Annotated in this window: 16 protein-coding genes and 1 pseudogene; 9 read left to right on the plus strand and 8 right to left on the minus strand. The window is 70.1% G+C overall.

Annotated elements, in window-relative coordinates:
• Positions 1 to 163: 163 nt before the first annotated feature.
• Positions 164 to 4,789 carry a HAMP domain-containing protein gene (locus tag ACSMFO_RS11250; protein WP_038524094.1) on the minus strand — a complete coding sequence of 1,542 codons (4,626 nt, stop codon included), beginning with the start codon at positions 4,787 to 4,789 and terminating at the stop codon, positions 164 to 166.
• A 184-nt stretch (positions 4,790 to 4,973) separates the two neighbouring features.
• On the opposite strand from ACSMFO_RS11250, the gene ACSMFO_RS11255 reads away from it, so the two are divergent.
• Positions 4,974 to 6,551, plus strand: a complete 1,578-nt coding sequence (locus tag ACSMFO_RS11255) for a SpoIIE family protein phosphatase (RefSeq protein WP_436458468.1) — start codon at positions 4,974 to 4,976, stop codon at positions 6,549 to 6,551.
• A 169-nt stretch (positions 6,552 to 6,720) separates the two neighbouring features.
• On the opposite strand, the pseudogene ACSMFO_RS11260 reads toward ACSMFO_RS11255, so the two are convergent.
• Together ACSMFO_RS11260 and ACSMFO_RS11265 are read right to left on the minus strand one after the other, a co-directional pair.
• Positions 6,721 to 6,912, minus strand: a pseudogene (locus ACSMFO_RS11260) (DNA topoisomerase IB); the annotation flags it as partial.
• Between the two features lie 32 nt (positions 6,913 to 6,944).
• A complete protein-coding gene (locus tag ACSMFO_RS11265) occupies positions 6,945 to 7,178 on the minus strand; it encodes a hypothetical protein (RefSeq protein WP_436458470.1) in 234 nt (77 codons plus the stop codon).
• Between the two features lie 96 nt (positions 7,179 to 7,274).
• On the opposite strand from ACSMFO_RS11265, the gene ACSMFO_RS11270 reads away from it, so the two are divergent.
• On the plus strand, positions 7,275 to 7,817 hold the full coding sequence (locus ACSMFO_RS11270) for a type 1 glutamine amidotransferase domain-containing protein (RefSeq protein ID WP_436458471.1): 543 nt from the start codon (positions 7,275 to 7,277) through the stop codon (positions 7,815 to 7,817).
• Between the two features lie 59 nt (positions 7,818 to 7,876).
• Positions 7,877 to 8,050 (plus strand): hypothetical protein, encoded by a 174-nt coding sequence (locus ACSMFO_RS11275; RefSeq protein ID WP_436458472.1) that lies wholly within the window; start codon positions 7,877 to 7,879, stop codon positions 8,048 to 8,050.
• Here ACSMFO_RS11275 and ACSMFO_RS11280 read toward each other — a convergent pair.
• Together ACSMFO_RS11280 and ACSMFO_RS11285 are read right to left on the minus strand one after the other, a co-directional pair.
• A complete protein-coding gene (locus tag ACSMFO_RS11280) occupies positions 8,043 to 8,429 on the minus strand; it encodes a hypothetical protein (protein WP_038517317.1) in 387 nt (128 codons plus the stop codon). The two genes, ACSMFO_RS11275 and ACSMFO_RS11280, sit on opposite strands and share 8 nt — an antisense overlap.
• 48 nt (positions 8,430 to 8,477) lie before the next feature.
• Positions 8,478 to 9,797: a protein kinase domain-containing protein gene (locus ACSMFO_RS11285; protein WP_436458474.1), complete on the minus strand. Its 1,320-nt coding sequence runs from the start codon at positions 9,795 to 9,797 to the stop codon at positions 8,478 to 8,480.
• A 144-nt stretch (positions 9,798 to 9,941) separates the two neighbouring features.
• On the opposite strand from ACSMFO_RS11285, the gene ACSMFO_RS11290 reads away from it, so the two are divergent.
• Both ACSMFO_RS11290 and ACSMFO_RS11295 read left to right on the plus strand, forming a co-directional pair.
• On the plus strand, positions 9,942 to 11,039 hold the full coding sequence (locus ACSMFO_RS11290; protein WP_436458476.1) for a hypothetical protein: 1,098 nt from the start codon (positions 9,942 to 9,944) through the stop codon (positions 11,037 to 11,039).
• A 139-nt stretch (positions 11,040 to 11,178) separates the two neighbouring features.
• Positions 11,179 to 12,009, plus strand: coding sequence for an SAM-dependent methyltransferase (locus tag ACSMFO_RS11295; protein ID WP_038517312.1), 831 nt, complete (start codon positions 11,179 to 11,181; stop codon positions 12,007 to 12,009).
• Positions 12,010 to 12,198: 189 nt separating this feature from the next.
• On the opposite strand, the gene ACSMFO_RS11300 is transcribed toward ACSMFO_RS11295, so the two are convergent.
• The 3 genes from ACSMFO_RS11300 to ACSMFO_RS11310 form a co-directional block, all read right to left on the minus strand.
• Positions 12,199 to 14,040 carry a M48 family metalloprotease gene (locus ACSMFO_RS11300; protein WP_436458477.1) on the minus strand — a complete coding sequence of 614 codons (1,842 nt, stop codon included), beginning with the start codon at positions 14,038 to 14,040 and terminating at the stop codon, positions 12,199 to 12,201.
• 210 nt (positions 14,041 to 14,250) lie between these two features.
• Positions 14,251 to 15,084 carry an aldo/keto reductase gene (locus tag ACSMFO_RS11305; RefSeq protein ID WP_038517307.1) on the minus strand — a complete coding sequence of 278 codons (834 nt, stop codon included), beginning with the start codon at positions 15,082 to 15,084 and terminating at the stop codon, positions 14,251 to 14,253.
• 28 nt (positions 15,085 to 15,112) lie between these two features.
• Positions 15,113 to 16,294, minus strand: coding sequence for an MFS transporter (locus ACSMFO_RS11310; protein WP_037347598.1), 1,182 nt, complete (start codon positions 16,292 to 16,294; stop codon positions 15,113 to 15,115).
• Positions 16,295 to 16,437: 143 nt separating this feature from the next.
• Here ACSMFO_RS11310 and ACSMFO_RS11315 point away from each other — a divergent pair, with 143 nt between their 5' ends.
• The 4 genes from ACSMFO_RS11315 (at position 16,438) to ACSMFO_RS11330 (ending at position 19,393) form a co-directional block, all read left to right on the plus strand.
• Positions 16,438 to 16,890 (plus strand): MarR family winged helix-turn-helix transcriptional regulator, encoded by a 453-nt coding sequence (locus ACSMFO_RS11315; RefSeq protein ID WP_436458479.1) that lies wholly within the window; start codon positions 16,438 to 16,440, stop codon positions 16,888 to 16,890.
• 93 nt (positions 16,891 to 16,983) lie between these two features.
• The gene (locus ACSMFO_RS11320) at positions 16,984 to 18,441 is read left to right on the plus strand and encodes an amidohydrolase (RefSeq protein WP_436458481.1); all 1,458 of its coding nucleotides are present in this window, start codon (positions 16,984 to 16,986) and stop codon (positions 18,439 to 18,441) included.
• 39 nt (positions 18,442 to 18,480) lie between these two features.
• A complete protein-coding gene (locus ACSMFO_RS11325; RefSeq protein WP_350576056.1) occupies positions 18,481 to 18,885 on the plus strand; it encodes a hypothetical protein in 405 nt (134 codons plus the stop codon).
• A gap of 43 nt (positions 18,886 to 18,928) precedes the next feature.
• Entirely contained in the window at positions 18,929 to 19,393 is a 465-nt protein-coding gene (locus ACSMFO_RS11330) for a DUF2127 domain-containing protein (RefSeq protein WP_038517294.1), read from the plus strand.
• Positions 19,394 to 19,402: the final 9 nt, after the last annotated feature.

Here is a 19,402-nt window from a genome sequence, read left to right on the forward strand (position 1 = left end):
AGTAAGGAGAAGTCGCCATGGCGCCGACGTTGTTACGGAGCGTGTAACGGTTGAGGATGATCCGTTACCCAGGGTGGGAAGAGGCGGGACGCCGAGTCGAGCGTGGAAGATCCGGGACGTTGGACGTCCTGAATCCTCCACGCTCGGATGCTCTGCCGGCGCCTCAGTCCGATTCGGCGGGTGTCACGGCCTGCGAGAGGCCGCTGGAGGCGGCATCCGCCTCCAGATGGGCCGCGATCAGGTCCAGCAGCTTGTCGGTGTCGACCGGCTTGGTGACGTAGTCGTCAGCGCCCGAAGCGAGCGTCCGCGCCTTGTCCTCCGCGGTCGCCTTCGCGGTGACGGCGATCACGGGCAGGTCTTCGTGCGCGGCCTCGGCGCGGATCGCGGTGATCGTGGCGTTGCCGTCCAGTTCGGGCATCATCACGTCCATCAGGACGAGTGCGGTGTCTTCGTGCCGTTCCAGCGCCCGGATGCCCGCGACACCGGTCTCGGCGTAGATGACCTCCAGGCCGTTGCGTTCCAGCACGGCGGCCAGCGCGAAGACGTTGCGCAGGTCGTCGTCGACGATCAGGATCTTCTCGCCGTGGAACCGCTGCGACGGCGTCACCGGGATCACCTGCGGCACGGCCATGATCAGCGGGACACCGCTCGCCGCGGCGGAGGTCGGGACCACCAGGTTCGACGCGCTCACCGGCAGGTACAGGGTGAACGTGCTGCCCTTGCCGGGATCGCTGCGGACCCGCAGTTCGCCGCCGAGCAGTTCCGTCAGCTGCTGGCTGATCGACAGGCCCAGCCCGGTGCCGCCGTACTTGCGGCTCGTGGTGCCGTCGGCCTGGCGGAACGCGTCGAAGATGATCGCGAGTTTGTCCGGCGCGATCCCGATCCCGGTGTCCTCCACGGCGAACGCGAGGACGCCGGGGGCGTTGCGCAGCGAGTCGGCTTCGACCTCGCCCGGGTCGGCCATCCGGATGTGCAGGCGCACGCCGCCCTCGTCGGTGAACTTCGCCGCGTTGGACAGCAGGTTCCGCAGCACCTGCTGCACGCGGTGTTCGTCGGTGTGGATCGACGACGGCACCGGCGGGTCGATGAGGACGGCGAACTCCAGACCCTTGTCCGACGTGAGCGGACGGCAGATCGATTCGACGTACTCGACCAGTTCGGGCAGCGTGACGTCGGACATCTGCAGGTCCAAGTGCCCGGCCTCGACCTTGGCCATGTCGAGGATGTCGTTGATCAGTTGCTGCAGGTCGCTGCCCGCCGAGTAGATCGTCCGCGCGAACTGGATCTGCTTCTCCGACAGGTTCCCGTCCGGGTTCTCCGAGAGCAGTTTCGCGAGGATCAACGCGCTGTTGAGCGGCGTCCGCAGTTCGTGCGACATGTTCGCCATGAACTCGGATTTGTACTGCGACGCCATGGTCAGCTGCCCGGCACGCTCTTCGAGCTCCTGACGCGCCTGCTCGATCTCGCTGTTCTTGACCTCGATGTCGCGGTTCTGCTGCGCCAGCAGCGCCGCCTTCTCCGCCAGGTCCGTGTTGGACCGGCGCAGTTCCCGTTGCTGCGCCTGCAACTGCTCGGACCGCGCGCGCAGTTCCTGTGCCAGGCGCTGGGATTCGGTCAGCAGGGCCTCGGTGCGCGAGTTGGACTGGATGGTGCTGACGTTGACCGCGATGGTCTCCTTCAGCTGTTCCAGCAGGTCGATGTGCACGGTGCTGAAGGCGTTGATGGTCGCCAGTTCCAGCACCCCGAGCACCTCGCCCTGGAACAGCACCGGCAGCACGATCACGTTGACCGGCGCGGCCGAACCCAGTCCCGACGAGATGAGCGCGTACTCCGGCGGAGCTTCGTGGACCAGTATCGTGCGCCGGTCGACGGCGGCCTGCCCGATGAGCGATTCGCCGGGGGAGAACCGCAGCCCGTTCTGGGATTTCGCCAGCCCGTAGGTGGCGATGCTCTCCAGGACCACTTCTTCCTGCTCGTCTTCGCGGGCCAGGAAGAACGCGCCCTGCTGCGCGGACACCAGCGGCGTCAGCTCGGACAGGATCAGCGTCGCCACCGACGCGAGGTCGCGGTGCCCCTGCATGAGCGCGGACAGCCGCGCGAGGTTGGTCTTGAGCCAGTCCTGCTCGCGGTTCGCCCGGGTGGTCTCCTTCAGGTTCGCGATCATCTGGTTGATGTTGTCCTTGAGTTCGGCCACCTCCCCGGACGCGTCGACGGTGATGTGCCGGGTCAGATCGCCGGCGGTCACCGCGGTGGCCACCTGCGCGATCGCGCGCACCTGGGTGGTCAGGTTCCCGGCCAGCTGGTTCACGCTTTCGGTCAGCCGCGACCACGTGCCCGCGACGCCGGGCACCTCCGCCTGACCGCCGAGCGTGCCGTCCGTGCCGACCTCGCGGGCGACACGGGTGACTTCGGAGGCGAAGGCCGAGAGCTGGTCGACCATCGTGTTGATGGTCGTCTTGAGTTCGAGGATCTCACCGCGCGCGTCGATGTCGATCTTCTTCGACAGATCGCCCTGCGCCACCGCGGTGGTCACCGTCGCGATGCTGCGGACCTGGCCGGTCAGGTTGTCGGCCATGACGTTCACGTTGTCCGTCAACGCCTTCCACGTGCCAGCCACGTTCGGCACGCGGGCCTGGCCGCCGAGGATGCCTTCCGTACCGACCTCGCGGGCGACGCGGGTGACCTCGTCGGCGAACGCGCGCAGCGTCTCGACCATGCTGTTGATCGTCTCGGCGAGGACGGCGACCTCGCCCTGCGCGTCGATCGAGATCTTCTTCGACAGGTCGCCGTTCGCCACCGCCGTGGTCACCGTCGCGATGCTCCGCACCTGGTCGGTGAGGTTGGTGGCCATGACGTTGACGTTGTCGGTGAGGTCCTTCCACGTCCCGGCGACGCCGCGCACCTGCGCCTGGCCGCCGAGCTTGCCTTCGGTACCGACCTCGCGCGACACCCGGGTGACTTCGTCGGCGAACGCCGACAGCTGGTCGACCATGATGTTGACGGTGTTCTTGAGCTCCAGGATCTCGCCGCGCGCGTCGACGATGATCTTCTGCGTCAGGTCGCCCTTCGCGACGGCGGTGGTGACCTGGGCGATGTTCCGGACCTGATCGGTCAGGTTGTTCGCCATGAAGTTGACGTTGTCGGTGAGGTCCTTCCACGTCCCGGCCACGCCGGGCACCTGCGCCTGGCCGCCGAGCCGTCCGTCGCTGCCGACCTCGCGGGCGACGCGGGTGACCTCGTCGGCGAACGCCGAAAGCTGATCCACCATCGTGTTCAGCGTGTTCTTCAGTTCGAGGATCTCGCCCTTGGCGTCGACGGCGATCTTCTGCGACAGGTCGCCCTTCGCCACCGCGGTCGCCACCTGGGCGATGTTGCGCACCTGAGCGGTGAGGTTGTTCGCCATGAAGTTGACCGACCCGGTGAGGTCGCGCCACGTCCCGGCGACCCCCGGCACCTGCGCCTGGCCGCCCAGCTGACCTTCCGTGCCGACCTCGCGGGCGACGCGGGTGACCTCGTCGGCGAACGACGAGAGCTGATCCACCATCGTGTTGACGGTCGTCTTCAGTTCGAGGATCTCGCCGCGCGCGTCGACCGTGATCTTCTGCGTCAGGTCGCCCTTCGCGACCGCCGTGGTGACCTGGGCGATGTTGCGGACCTGGTCGGTCAGGTTGTCGGCCATCTGGTTCACCGAATCGGTGAGCCCGCGCCACGTCCCGGCCACGCCCGGCACGGTCGCCTGGCCGCCGAGACGGCCTTCGCTGCCGACCTCGCGCGCCACCCGCGTGACCTCGTCGGCGAACGACGACAGCTGGTCGACCATCGTGTTCAGCGTGTTCTTGAGTTCGAGGATCTCGCCCTTGGCGTCGACGTTGATCTTCTGCGAGAGGTCGCCCTTCGCGACCGCCGTGGCCACCTGGGCGATGTTGCGGACCTGGTCGGTCAGGTTGTCCGCCATCAGGTTCACCGAGTCGGTGAGGTCGCGCCACGTGCCCGCCGCGCCGGGGACCTGCGCCTGGCCGCCGAGACGGCCTTCGCTACCCACCTCGCGCGACACCCGGGTCACTTCGTCGGCGAACGACGAGAGCTGGTCGACCATGATGTTGACGGTGTTCTTGAGCTCCAGGATCTCGCCGCGCGCGTCGACGTTGATCTTCTGGGTCAGATCGCCCCGCGCCACCGCGGTGGTCACCTGGGCGATGTTGCGGACCTGGTCGGTCAGGTTGCTGGCCATCACGTTGACGTTGTCGGTGAGATCACGCCAGGTGCCCGCCACTCCCGGGACCTCGGCCTGACCGCCGAGCCGTCCTTCGGTGGCGATCTCGCGGGCGACTCTGGTGACCTCGGTCGCGAACCGCGAAAGCTGCTTGATCAGGCCGTTGACCGTCTTCGCGACTTCGGCGAACTGGCCCTGCAGCGGCCGTCCGCCGACTTCCAGGGGCATCGGCTCGGACAGATCGCCCTCGGCGACCGCGCCGAGGACGCGGTTGAGCTCGGCCGTGGGCCTGCTCACGTCTTCGATCAGCCCGTTGACGACGTCGACCGCGGTGGCCCAGCCGCCGGGACCGATCTCGGCCGCCACCCGCTCGGTCAGCCTGCCTTCCTTGCCGACCGCCTCGCGGACGCGCAGGAGTTCGGTCACCAGTCGCTGGTTCCGTTCGGCGATGTCGTTGAAGGCGCCCGCGAGCTGGGCCGCGAGCCCGTCGCCGTGCGCCACGAGCCGCCGCCGGAAGTTGCCGTCCCCGAGGTCACGAGCCGCCGCGAGCAGGCGTTCCAGGGTCGCTTCGTCCACCTGGCCGCCACCACCTTCCACGGGGATCCGGTCCCTTTGGGAGTGCTGTGTCATCTGTGTCGACCCTCTCCACCACGCATGCCAAGCCATGGTCGTCGCATCAGCGTGCCATGATTCGACCTACACTTCGAGCCAGTCCGCCCGCTCACACTGCGCTACCCGCCAGGCAGGAGGAGGTCCGGGAATGGTGTCACGGCCGGCCCCGGCCTCGACGTCGCTCCCCTCGGAGTCGTCGACGGCGACCAGCGAGGGCGCGCTGCCCGAATCCGGGCGGTTCTGGCGTGAGCTGCTGGAAGACGTCCGTGACGCGGTGCTCGTGCAGGACGTCGGCGGTGCGCTGCGCTGGTCGAATCCCGCCGCCCGCGAACTGTTCGGCGGCGGCCGCCCGATACTGACCGCCGAAGGTCCCGACGTCGGGCATGTCGAGCACACCGGCCGCCGGTTCCCGGCCCGGATCCGGACGCTGCCCGGCGGCTGGCACGCGTGGACGGTGACCTCCGCGGTCGCGGCCGACGGCCCCCGCGTGGACGGCTTCCTCGCCGCTTCGGCACCCAGGCTCGCCTCCGCGCGAGGACGGCACGGCACGGCGAAGGTGATCGCCGAGGTCGCCGCCGCCGAACTCGCCGACTGCGTGTTCGTGCTCCTGCCGACCACCCGTGGCCGGTGGGAATGGTGGAGCTGCGATCACCGCACCAATCACGGGCACGGCCGGATCCGCCGGGTCCCGGCCCAGCTCGCGCCGGTGCTCGCCGGCACCTTCGCCTCCACCGAGGCACCCGAGGCCAAGGCTGTCCCGGAAGAGGAGGTCGCGACGCTGCCCGCGATCGTCGCGGAACGGCTCGCCGTCCATTCGTCCGTGACCGTGGTCTCACTCGGCTTCGACGGCGGCGCCGGGGTCACCGGGGCGGTCGTGCTCGGCAGGCGCGGCGCGCCCGCGTTCGGCGAGGACCACCCGCGCGCGGTGACCGAATTCGCCCGCGCGGCAGGGACGGCGCTGGCGAACGCGCATCGCTACGCCCGCCAGGAAGAGGCCACCCGCGGCCTGGAGACCACGCTGCGCCCGACTCCGCCGCCGGACGTCGACGGCGTCAAGTTCGACGTCTGGTACGAGCCGTCGGGCGGTCTGCTCGACGTCGGTGGCGACTTCTACGACGTCCTGCCGCGCGAAGGCGGCGGCGCGATGTTCGTCCTCGGCGACGTCTGCGGAAAAGGCGCCGAGGCGGCCGCGCTCACCGGCCGGGTCCGGCAGACCCTCGCCGCGCTCGACCTCGTCGAGCACGACAACACCATGTTGCTGAGCCTGCTCAACTCGCTGCTCATCACCGGCGGCAGTGGCCGGTTCGCCACGCTGGTGCTCGGTTCGGTGCTGGCGAACGAAGACGGTCTCGGCGTCACCTTGGCCTCCGGCGGCCATCCCGCGCCGCTGGTGGTGCGCCGCCGTGGTGGCGTCGACGAGATCACCTTGCCCGGCACGCTGGTCGGGATCTCGCCGCAGGCGCGGTTCGCCGAGACGGCCATCCGGCTGGGCGAGGGCGACGTCTGCCTGCTCTACACCGACGGCATCACCGAAGCACGCCACCATGAGCGTCCGTCGGACCTGTTCGGCGACGAGCGGCTGCGGGAACTGCTGGTCGGCTGCCAGGGGATGTCGGGCCGCGAGGTGGTCGCCCGGGTCCGCTCCGCGGTGCGGGAATGGCTCGGCAGCGGGACGCACGACGACATCGCCGTCCTCGCCATCGAGGCCTCACGACCCGTTCAGTAGCCGCACCACCGCCCGCTCCACGATGTCGCGGGCCTCGTCGGGATCGGAGATCTTCTCCGCCCGTCGCGTCGCCCGCGCGATCGTCCGGGCCCGGCGGTAGGCGGTGATCCGCCACGGCGGGCGTGTTGCCCGGTCCTTCGGCGACTTCGGCCATCACGGCCTTCTCGACCCGCTTCAATCCTCTTTCACTGGAAGGCTTTCCGGTCTCCGCGAAGGCGGAAGCGGCGAGGACGGTGGCGTTCCAGGTGCGCAGGTCCTTGGCCGTGAAGTCGTCGCCCGTGAGTTCCTTGAACCGCTCGTTGAGGTCTTCGGCCCGGATCTCCTGCCACCCGCGACCGTTCCGGTAGGCGAGCAGGCGCACCTCTTCACCGCGGGCACGCCTGAGCGAGCGGATCAGCCGGACGAGAGCGCGCCGGCCAGGACCCGTTCGCGGGTGAGGCCGCGGGAAGCGAGATCCTCCTGGATGGTCCGGCGCAGCCGGGGGAGGCGCCGCGCCAGCGCGAGGACGCGCTCGATCGTCTCCTCGTCCTTCAGCGGTTCGCCGTCCGGCGTCAGGTAGCCGAAACCCCGGCCTCTTCGCCGCCTCCCGATACCGGGGGAGCCCAGATCCGCTCGCCGCAATCGCATGCGCGGCGAATGCCCCCGGTGATCGCGGTTCATGCCCATGGTTCGGCGGGGCCGCCGCGGGGTAGCCGGGGCGAACACGACTTCAGGAGGGAACCGATGACGACATCGCTCAACGGACGCCGCGTGGCCATCCTCGTCGCGGACGGCGTGGAACAGGTCGAACTGGTCGAACCGCGCAAGGCGGTCACGGACGCCGGGGCCACCGCCGAGATCGTCTCGCTGGAAACCGGTGAGATCCAGGCCATGAACGGCGACATCGACAAGGCGGGCAAGTTCACCGTCGACCGGGTCGTCAAGGACGTCACGGTCGACGACTTCGACGCGCTCGTCCTGCCCGGCGGCACGATGAATCCGGACAATCTGCGCGTGGACGAGAACGCGGTCCGCTTCGTGCGCGACTTCGTGAACAGCGGAAAGCCGGTCGGCGTGATCTGTCACGGGCCGTGGACGCTGGTCGAGGCCGACGTGGTCCGCGGCCGCACGCTCACGTCGTACCCGAGTGTGCGCACCGACATCCGCAACGCCGGCGGCACCGTCGTCGACCGGGAGGTGGTCGACGACAACGGCCTGATCTCCAGCCGGAACCCCGGCGACCTGCCCGCGTTCTGTGCCGCGATCGTGGCCCGATTCGCCGGATAAACGAGTGGCGCGCGTCACAATGATGGGGGATCGTGGTGGGCAGAGGAGGAGGTGCCGCGATGACCGTGCATGCCAGACGCTACGGCCGTTGGTGCCGTGAGCACTTCGAGACGGAACACGAGCCGGAGCAGCCGTCCGCCGAGACCGCGGCCGCCCCGGAGGTCGCCGACGCCCAGGCCGAGCAGGCCCAGGCCGGTGACGCTCCGGAAGCGAGACCGGGTTCGCTCAACTGAGCGGTCGCCGATACCAGACCCGCTTAGGGCCGGGCAGGCCGATCCGCGACACCAGATCGGTCACCACTCCGCCGATGATCAGCCACAGCAGCGCGGCGAGGCCGTCGTTGAACAGCGTCCGCGGTTTGAGCCCTTCCGGGGTGAACAGGTTCCGCAGCCCGAGCGAGACCGCTCGCGACCACTGGTCGATCAGCTGCGCGAACCCGTTCCCCGGATTGGCTTCGCCGAACACCAGCAGGATGTGCACGATCAGCACCAGCGCGAAGATCCAGCAGATCGCGTGGACGAGGGCGTTGACGATCCGCACGACACGGATCCTGGCGGGCGTCTGTTCGACGATCTCTTCCGGTGGCTCACGCGGGTCGTTGATGTAGGTCATCGCCGTCTCCCATCATCGTCCACTGTGGACACCCGGCCGGGCGGTCGCTCAGCCGGGAGGGCCTGGCCTGCTCTTCGTCGGTGGGCTGGGCCGGGTCTTGCTCGGCTTGCCCGAGGTGCTCTGCCGGTCGCTGGCGGCTGTCGTGTCCCTCGGCGTCGAGGTGACGTCGATGCTTTCGGTGGCACCGGACGGATCCGCGGACGCGGGTACGTCTTCGGTCACCACGACGGTGGCGTTGCTCGCCTTCGGGCCGTGTGTGTCCACCTCGGCCGCCTCCGACGACCGCGGCCCCTGGCCCGCCACCGGCGCGGACGAGCCGGTCGCCGCGGGGGGAAGCAGGCCGCCGGGCTGGACGGGCTGGTCCGCCGGGGTCTGGTTCACCGCGAGCAGCACCCCGACGGTGATCGCGGCGGCGGGCGCGCTGATGGCGGCGACCACGGCCGCCCGTTTGCGGGTGGCGGGCGCGAGATGGGCGACCTTCGTACCGGTGGAATCCTCCAGCAGGATCCGGGAGATCGCCGCGGCCGTCGGGCGCTGCGACGGTTTCCGCGCCGTCATCCCGCGCAACAGCGTCGTCATGGTGGCCGACAGTCCGGAGGGGATCCGCGGCGGCCGGTGCAGCCGTCCGACCGCGGCCTCGACCGGTGTCCCGGTGTACTCCCGTTCCCCGGACAGGCATTCGAGCAGGACCAGGCCGAGCGAATAGACGTCGGCGGGCGGGCCGACGTTCTCGCCGCGGACCTGTTCGGGCGCCATGTACGCCGCCGTGCCGACGACACCGCCGGTCTCGGTCACCCTGGTCGCGTCGAAGGCGTGCGCCACCCCGAAGTCGCCGATCAGCGGGCCGTCGTCGGCGATCAGGATGTTCGCCGGTTTGAGGTCACGGTGGGTGATGCCGTGCGCGTGGACGTGCGCGAGCGCGTCGGCCAGCCGGGCGGTCAGCTCGACGACCTCGTCCTGGGGGAGCGGGCCGGAGCGCAGCCGCTGGGCCAGGTTCGGCCCGTCGACCAGGCGCATCGTGAGGTAGGTGTAGCCGTCGTCGGAGCCCGCGTCGTACAGCGGGACGAGCCCGGGATGGCGGACCGCGCTGAGCGTCTGGATCTCCTGCTGACGGCGGCGCTCGTCCCGGGTCATCGTGTCGGCGTGGAACAGCTTCAGCGCCACTTCGCGCTGTTCGAGCAGGTCACGGGCGCGGAAGACGCGCGCGGTCGCGCCGCGTCCGAGCAGCTCGCCGACCTCGTAGCGGCCGGCGAGTTTGCGCGGGAGATGGTCCGGGTCGTGGACGTTCAGGCTGAACCGGCGTTGAGTGGTCCCGGCATCGGGTTCCTCCTCCTCGTCACCGCCAGCACGCGAACCCGCGTCGTCCATCGGTGCTACCTCCGTCTCACCGGCCGAACGCCGTATACCCGGTCCGGCCCCGGGCGAAACAAGGTTGGGGAGCCTACCGGAGACGATCCGCGGGTTCACCCCGAACGGCGGGCAACCCCGGCGCGGGCCGTACGTCTCGTGGTCATGAAGCCGAACCGGTGGGCCGCGCTCGCCGCCGCCGCACTGACCGCCTTGGCCGTCTTCACCCCGCCCGCCGTCGCCGATCCGCTGGTGCCCCAGGGTTTCGCCCCCGCCTCGACGAGCTGGACCGGGCCGTCGCGCGGATTCGTCCTCGGGTTCTCGCCGTGCGGGAAACCGGGATGGTGCGCGTCCCTGCTGTCGACGACCGACGGCGGGAAGCGGTGGCGGCGCGCGGGTCGACCGCCGATCTCGTTGCCGGACAACCACAATCAGGTCAAGCTCACGGTGATCGACGAGCGTGACGTCTTCCTCTCCGACGGCACCCGGCTGCTCGCCAGCCACGACGGTGGCGGCAACTGGTCCGAGGTCAGGCTCGCCGGGGTCCGGGAACCCTTCTATATTTCGAAGATCACCGAAGCGGGCCCCCGGGTGTTCGCGATGGTCACCGGTTTCGGCAGCCCGTCGACGACGACGCTGTACGCCGGGATCACCGGCACGCGGCTTCTCCTCCCGGTCCCGGGATTCACCGTCACCGGTTCCACGACCTACGGCGACATCGCCACGAGCGGCGGGGTCCAGGTGTCGATGGGTGCGGACTACCGCGTCCAGAAGTACTGGACGTCTTCGGACGGCTTGACCTTCTCGACCGCGCCGCCGCCCTGCCCGGCGGACAGTTCGGCTTCGCTGAGCGGAGTCCGGCGGGGACAGGTGCTGGCGCTGTGCAGCGGGGGACCGGGGACACCGCAGCCGGGTGCGACCGTCCGGCGGCTGTGGCGCGCGCCGAAGCTCGGCGGGCACTTCACCGGGACGGCGCAGGCGCCGACCCTCGGCATCAACCAGAGTTTCAGCGCCGCTTCGCCCACTGCGGCGACCGTCGCGGCGGAAGGCGGCGGCACCGGATTCCTGCACAGCACCGCCGACGGCGGCACGACCTGGACGACGACCGTGCTCAGCGGCCGCGGGGTCTGCCTCAACGATCTGGACTTCCCGGACGAACGGGTCGGCGTGGTCGTGGACGGCTTGCCGGACGCCGATGGCGGGTCCGCCGTGTACCGCACCACCGACGGCGGACGTACCTGGAGCGAACTCGGCTTCGGGTGATCGTCGCAGGTAGCCAAGGCCCTTGGGGAGGTTCACGGGGGTGCACGCCATGTCGTAATCTGTGTACGGTCCGTCGATGTCGAGGGAGCCGTGGGCACGTTCGCGTGGCCTGTGCGCGGCTGAAGGGTGGAACGTGTCCATGACTTCGGACGAGGTCCGGTCTGTGCCGAGGCGGCCGCTCCCCCTCGACTACAGCAAGCCCAATCTCGCCCGGATGAAGGACGTCCTGCTCGGCGGGCACGACCACTACGAGGTCGACAGGCAGGCCGTCGTGGACCTGCTCGCCCTCGCCCCCGACGCCGCCGCGATGGCCAAGGAGTTCCGCGCCTGGGCGAACCGGGTGGTCCGCTTCCTCGCCGACGCCCGCGGTATCGACCAGTTCCTCGATCTGGGCTCCGGGCTGCCCACCGCGGAGAACACCCACCAGGCGGCGCAGCGGTACAACCCGGACGCGCTGGTCGTGTACGTCGACCACGACCCGGTGGTCCAGGCACACGGCCTGGCGCTGCTGGAGGACCACCTCGTCCACGTGAGCGGCGCGGATCTGACCGATCCCGCGCGGACCCTCGCCGATCCGGTGGTCGCCGAGCACATCGAACTCGACCGCCCGGTGGCGGTGATCCTGAACTCGGTGCTGCACCACATCGAAGACCTCGGCAAGGCGCGGGCCGTCGTGCGCGCCTACGTCGACGCGATCGCGCCGGGGTCCTACGTGCTGATCACGCACGACTTCACACCCGGCGAGGGCTCGCGTGGCGCACTCGCCCGGAAGCTCGACGATCTGATGGCCGGCACCGGGCACCGCACGGTGCATCGCGGGCGAGATGAGATCGAGTCGCTGTTCGACGGGCTGGAGATCCTCGAACCCGGCGTGGTGCACCTGCACGAGTGGTGGCCGGAGGGGCCGCGTCTCGCTCCGCTGACTGAGCTGAACCACCTGAGCCTCGGTGGGGTGGGGATCAAGCCTTAACGGGTCGCCCGGCCGCCGGCGGCATGATGCGAAAGCCACTTTCGCAACCTTCAACGTTGCCAAAGTGGCTTTCGCAACGCCGGATGCTGGCGGAACTCACATCGCCGTCGAGGGCATGCCGCGAAAGCCACTTTCGGGACATCAGACGTCGCGAAAGTGGCTTTCGCGACGTCGGGAACGCGCGGGCCGTCAGGCTTTCAGCGAGCCGAAGAACGCCGTCAGTTCGTCGTGGGCGGCGCCGAAATCCTCGGTGTTGCCGGTGATCGCCAGTTCCAGCGTCTCGCCGTCGGAGAGTTCCAGCGTCAGGTACGTGGTCAGCTTCCGGCGCGGGAAACCGCCCGCGACGATGTCCGACAACGGGATCCGCCGGGCGCCCGGTCCGGCGCGCAGATCGTCGAGGCCGCGCTCGCGCAGCTTCCGGATCCGCTTGCGGTCGGACACCCCGCGCGCCCCGATCAGGCCGGCGAGGCCGCGGCGGATCAGCACCGAACGCGCCATCGGCAGCAGCACCACTTCGGTGTCGCAGACGATCAGGTCGTAGAGCTTCCGTTTGGCCTTCAACGCGGTGAACAGCCCGAGCATGCGGGCTTCGGCGGGATCCGGTTCCGGCTGGGGTTCCTGTTTGCAGAAGTAGGCGGCGGGGACGCTCAGCAGTTGCAGGTTGTGGACGAGTTCGTTGACCGCGCGCGGGCTGCGCACCGCCGCGCCGACCAGTTCGGCGACGTCGAACGGCTCGCCGTCGCCGAGGCACAGTTCCCAGCCGCCGCCCCAGTTCAGGCGGTGCGCGGCGACGCCGTTGTCGATCATCGCGGCGGTGACGGTGTCGGCGAACAGCTCGGTCAGCAGTTCCAGGCCCTCTTCGCGCGACGGGGCCCGCAGGGGTTTCGCGAGCGCGTCGGCGTCGCCGTCACGCAGGACCCGCACGACCTCGCCGATCGTGCCGCGCGGCGCCAGCCTGCTCTCGATCCCGGCCGCGGTCAGCAGCCGCGCGCCCTCCGCCACCGACGCGCGGCCCGCGCGTTTGACGACCTCGTCCCAGTCCGCGCGCGGCCCGACGTCGCGGATCAGCACGTCCAGCTCCGCCTCCGGCACGTCGACCTTCGGCGCGCCCAGCAGCGACCAGCCCGGTCGCGCGTCCGGCTTCACCGGGTTGTCCGGGACGCCCGCCAGTGCGGCGATACGCCGCTTCGTGGGCGGGTGGCTGTCGTACTTCGAGAGCTCTTCGCCGTCGATGACGTCTTCGGCGTACTCGGCCACCCAGTCCCGCTGGACGGGGTGGTTGAGGTACGAGCGGAACCCCAGCAGTACCGGGGGAGTGCGCCGCGCCGCCGCGCCGAGCGAGAGGTAGCGCTCGGCGTAGTCCTTCCACAGCGGGCTCAGCGTCGCGGCCTTCCGCAGTGCCGCGGCCGCCGTGCGGCTGCCCGCGGCGAGCACGGACGCCTCGTCGGCCTGCAGTTCCTGCCGCCGGTTCGCCGACCGGGCGACCAGCAGGTACAGCTTCGAGTAGGCGGAGAGCAAGGCCCTGGCGGGGCCGCCGTCCAGCCTGTCGACCGTGAAGGCGAGTGTCTGGGTGCCGCGGTAGGTCAGCGCGAGCAGGCGGGTGTGGCCGCCGCTGTAGTGGCCGAGTTCGTGCGCGAGGACGGACCGCAGCTCGCTGACGCTCATCGCCGCCAGCAGCGGCAGCCCGATCAGCATCGTGCGGCGGCCCGGCCGCAGACCGAGGAACCGGGCGTCCTCGCTGACCGCCGCGTTGATCTCGCCGATCAGCACGATCTCGTCCGGTGGCCGCGTCTTCACCTGGGCGGCGAGGTCGTCGATCATCTCCCACAACGCGGGATGGGCGTCGCGGTCCAGCCGCGGCCCCTCGATCGGGGGACGCCGCGCCCGCAACGCGCTCATCAGCCCGAAGGCGAGCGCGATCATGATCGCTAGCCCGCCGAGCATGACGTAGGTGCCGATCTTGCCCTGGATCCGCAGGCCCGCCAGCACACTGGCGACACCCACCGCGACGACCACCACTGGGAACGCCACGAGCAGAAGTGTCGCGAGGACGGCGCGTCCTCGGGCCTGCATCGTCCGGTTACCTCTTTTCGCACAAGTGCCGTCTGTGCGGCCGAATAGTAACCGGCTACGCAGCGGGCTCGTGCGAGAACAAAGCGCTACGCCCGCTACCTGCGAAAGTCCGTGAAGGCCTCCTTGAGGGACCCAGGGTCCCTCAAGGAGGCCTTCACGGACTTGTGACTACGCGACGTTGAAGGTGTCGGGATCCGGCCCGGTCCGCTCGCCCCGGTCCAGCACGGTCAGCGAGGCGATGTCCTCCTCCGACAGCGTGAACCCGAAGACGTCGAGGTTCTCCTTGATCCGCGACGGGGTCACGGACTTCGGGATCACGACGTTGCCCAGCTGAAGATGCCACCGCAGCACGATCTGCGCCGGCGTGCGGCCGTGCTTCGACGCCAGCGCCTTCACCGCGTCCTCGCCGAGCAGGTCGCCGCCCTTGGCCAGCGGGCTCCACGCCTCGGTCGCGATGCCGTGCTTCGCGTCGTATTCGCGCACCTCGGCCTGCTGCAGGTACGGGTGCACCTCGACCTGGTTGACCGCCGGGGTCACGGAACCGGCGTCGGCCAGCCGGTCGAGATGTGCGGGCTGGAAGTTGGACACGCCGATCGCGCGCACCCGGCCGTCGGCGTAGAGCTTCTCGAAGGCCTTCCACGTGTCGCGGTAGAGATCGCGCTCAGGCGTCGGCCAGTGGATGAGGTAGAGGTCCAGGTGCTCCAAGCCCAGCTTGGCCAGGCTGGCGTCGAACGCCTTCAGCGTGGCGTCGTAGCCCTGTTCGCTGTTCCACAGCTTGGTGGTGATGAACAGCTCGTCGCGGGCGATCCCGGACTCGGCGAGTGCCTTGCCGACGCCCGCTTCGTTGCCATAGATGGCGGCGGTGTCGATGCTGCGGTAGCCCGCGTCCAACGCGGCCTTGACCGCGGCGGTGGTCTCCTCGTCCGGCACCTGGAAGACGCCGAACCCGAGCTGCGGCATCTCCACCCCGTTGTTGAGCTTGACGGTGGGAATGTCGGTCACTTGCGTTCCTTTCATGGGTGTTTCCGGTTCAGGCGGCGGGGGCCAGTTCGGCGCGACGAGCCTTTCGCCGCCCGTGATCGAGCATGCCTGAGATGACCGCGACCAGCAGTCCGGCGAGCGCGAGCGCGGCGCCGATCCAGTTGGGCGCGGTGTAGCCGAGACCTGCGTCGATGGCCTTGCCGCCGAGCCACGCGCCCCCGGCGTTGCCGAGGTTGAACGCGGCGATGTTGGCCGCCGAAGCCAGCGCGGGCGCGCCTTCGGCCTTGTTCATGACGCGGGCCTGCAGCGGTGCGACGGTCGCGAAACCGGCGGCGCCGAAGACCGCGATGGTGATCGCGGCGGGGAGCTGGGCGTGCGCGGTGAAGACGAACACGACCAGGACGGCCGCGAGCACGGCGAGGATGACGTACAGGCTGGGCATCAGCGACCGGTCGGCCGCCTTGCCGCCGAGCAGGTTGCCGACGAACAGGCCGCCGCCGAACAGCACCAGCAGCCAGGTCACCGCGCCGGGGGAGAAGCCCGCGACCTCGGTCATCATCGGGGCGATGTAGGTGAAGGACGCGAACACCCCGGCAAAGCCGAGCGCGGTCATCGCCAACGCGAGCCACACCTGCGGACGCCGGAACACGGCCAGTTCGCTGCGCAGCCCTGCGCTCTGCGTCGTCGCCTGCACGGGGACCAGCGCGAGGATCCCGATCAGACCGATCACGCCGAGCGCGCTGACCGCCCAGAACGTCGAGCGCCAGCCCAGCGCCTGGCCGAGCGCGGTCCCGGCGGGCACGCCGAGCACGTTGGCGACGGTCAGGCCGGTGAACATCATCGCGATGGCGCCCGCCTGCTTGGTCGGCGCGACCAGCGAGGCGGCGACGACCGCGCCGACGCCGAAGAACGCGCCGTGCGACAGCGCGGCGACCACGCGGCCGGTCATCAGCAGGCCGTAGGTGGGGGCCAGCGCGGACACAACGTTGCCGGCGATGAACAGGACCATCAGGCCGACCAGGACCGTCTTGCGCGGCACCCGCGACGCGAGCGCGGTCAGCAGCGGGGCGCCGACCACGACCCCGAGCGCGTAGCCGGAGATCAGCAGCCCGGCGGAGGGGATCGAGACGCCGAAGTCGCCCGCGACCTCGGGCAGCAGCCCCATGATCACGAACTCGGTGGTGCCGATACCGAAGGCACTGATCGCCAGTGCGAGCAGAGCGGCAGGCATTGGTGGCTCACTTCTTCCCGTAGAGTGGTGTTGGCTGGCGTTGGCAACTACGGGCGTCTGAAATAGTTGCACACGCCGTATATTGCACACGCTTGATGATGCATGACGCAACGAAGCTCGGGCAACCGGGGAAGAGGTGAACCGTGTCACTGGCCGACGACGCCGTGGAGGCACGCGCGCAGGGCTGGCGGACCCTCGCCGCGCTGCACGCGCGGATCGAGGACGCGCTCGAGCGCGCGCTGGCGCAGCAGCACTCGCTGTCCGTGAGCGAGTACACCGTGCTGGACGTGCTCGCCCGTCAGGACGGTTTCCACCTGCGGATGAACCAGCTGTCGAACGCCGTCGTGCTCAGTCAGTCGGCGACGACGCGGCTGGTCTCACGGCTGGAGGACCGGGGGTTGCTGCAGCGGTACCTGTGCCCGGACGACCGGCGGGGGATCTACACGGAGGTCACGCCGTCGGGGCAGGAACTGCTCGCCGCCGCCCGGCCGACGCACGACACCGTCCTCACCGACGCGCTCGCCGCCGCCGAGGAACTCCCCGAACTCGCGCCTTTGGTCGCCGCGCTCGGAAAGCTCACCTTCGCCCGCTCCTGACCCCCCCCGCATTTCGTCCTCTGAATGCGATCGTTGCGCGCGCAAGGACCGCATTCAGAGGACTAAACGCGGGCGGGCTGGCAAGGTGAGGGCGTGGACGATCTTCTGTTGCGCCGGGTCCGGGTCGGCCTGGCGGGTTCCCTGTCGGACGTGCGGATCGAGGGCGGCCGGGTCGCGGCCATCGCGGGCCCGGGGCAGGCGGGTGAGGCGTCGGAGATCCTGGACGGGCACGGCGGCACCTTGCTGCCCGGCCTGGTCGACACGCATGTGCACACCGCTCAGTGGTCGGCCGCGCGCCGCCGGATCCCGTTGGGGGAGGCGACCTCCGCCGCGCACACGGTCGAGCTCGTGCTCGCCCATCTGCTGGCGAATCCCGCGCCGCCCGGCGAACTCGTGCTCGGCGCCGGGTTCCGCGACGGCCTCTGGTCCGACGCCCCGCACAAGGATCTGCTGCAGAAGGCGCTGCCCGGGCATCCGGTCGCGCTCTTCAGCGCCGACCTCCACACGCTGTGGCTCAGCCCCGCCGCGCTCAAGCTCATCGGCCGCGAGCATCCCACCGGGGTGCTGCTGGAAAACGACTGCATGAGCGCGACGGCCGAACTCCCGGTCGCCCCCGACGACGTCATCGACGGCTGGGTCGCCGACGCCCTCGACGCGGCGGCCGCCCGCGGTGTCACCAAGATCGTTGACTACGAGTACGCCGACACCGTCACCGACTGGCGGCGACGGCTGGCGCGGAAACCGCTGCCGGTCCGGGTTTCCTGCGTGATCGCGAAGTACCTGCTCGACACGGCCATCGAACGCGGCCACCGCTCCGGTGACGTCCTGGAGGGCAGCGGCGGGCTGCTCACCGTGGGCCCGTTCAAGCTGTTCGTCGACGGTTCGCTGAACACGCGCACCGCGTACTGCGTGGGCCACTACGCCGGAACCGAGTCCCACGGGCTGCTCGAACTGCCGCCCGAGGAACTGGAACCGTTGATGCGCAAGGCTTCCGAGCACGGTCTCTCACCCGCGGTGCACGCGATCGGCGATCACGCCAACAAGATCGCGCTCGACGCGTTCGCGAACGTCGGCTGCGCGGGCCGGATCGAGCACGCGCAACTGCTGCGTTCCGAGGACGTCGCCCGCTTCGCCGAGCTGGGGGTCGTGGCGAGTGTGCAGCCCGCCCATCAGCCGGACGACCGCGACGTCGCCGACCGGCACTGGCACGGCTGGACCGATCGGGCGTTCCCGTACGGCGCGCTGCACCGCTCCGGGGTACGCCTGGAGTTCGGCTCGGACGCGCCGGTCGCGCCGCTGGACCCGTGGGACGCGATCGCGTCGGCGGTCAGCCGCACCGACGACGACCGTCCGGCGTGGCATCCCGAGCAGGCCATGCCGCTGGAGGCCGCGCTCGCGGCGTCGTCCGGCGGCCGGACCGGGGTGGCCGTGGGCGACGTCGCGGATCTGGTCGTCACCGCGGTGGATCCGGTGCGCCTGTCCCCGGCCGGACTGCGGGACATCCCCGTCACCGCCACCGTCATGAACGGCCGGGTCACTTACGCCTCGTGACCCTTTCCTTGCCGGGGCGCAACGCCTTAATGGAAGGGCATGGATCACCGCCTTCTCGACCGGCTCCGGGATCTCCACGGCTCCCTGGGCACCGACATCACCTTCGTCACCCGGATGGTCGAGGACGACGCGCCGCGCGCCGACGTCCTTCGTGATCTCGGGGAGCGGCTGACCGACCTCGGCACGGCGCTGCTCGCCCGTTCGGACGACGTCGACGCGGACGTGCTCGCGAAGCTGCCCGACGACGGCTGGCTGCCGGAAGCGGGCGAGCGCCATCGGGCGCTGGTCGTGGCCCATCACGTCGGCGAGCGGCCGCTGCGGTGCGGGCGGATCTATCTCGCCGTCTGCGGGGCGCCGTGCTTCCCGTTCTACGGCAGAGACCCGTCCGGCCGGACCGCCCGGCACGAACGGTGCCCGGCCTGCCGGGACCGCCTGTTCCGGTGACGGTGGCTGCGGACGGCGGCCCGGTGCGGCAGGGTGAGGTGACATGAGCACCGAGAAGCTGTTCCGGATCGCCATCGCCCTGAAGGGGCTCGATGGCGCGTTGCAGCTGGTGGGCGGGCTGGTCCTGATGATCGTGCCGGCGACGGTCATCTCCGGTTTCGCGCACGCCGTGGTCACCCGTGACCTGCTCGGCGACCCCGAAGGGACGTTGGCCCGGCACCTCGAACTCGCCGCCGGCCACTTCGCCGAGGGCAGGACGTTCGCCGTCGTGTATCTCGTCGCGCACGGCCTCATCAAGCTCGGCCTGGTGTGGGCGCTCGCGAAGAAGGTGATGCGGGCCTACCCCGTGGCCGCCGTGGTGCTCTCGGCGTTCGTGGTCTACGAGATCTTCCGCGCGATCCACACGCACTCGCTCGCGCTGCCGTTCTTCGCCGCGCTCGACGTCCTGATCGTCGTGCTGGTGCTGCGTGAATACCGTCAGCTGAAGAGGGATCGCGTCGCGGCCTGACCGCCCGGT

Source organism: Amycolatopsis sp. w19 (assembly GCF_051373225.1).
GTDB classification, from domain to species: domain Bacteria; phylum Actinomycetota; class Actinomycetes; order Mycobacteriales; family Pseudonocardiaceae; genus Amycolatopsis; species Amycolatopsis japonica.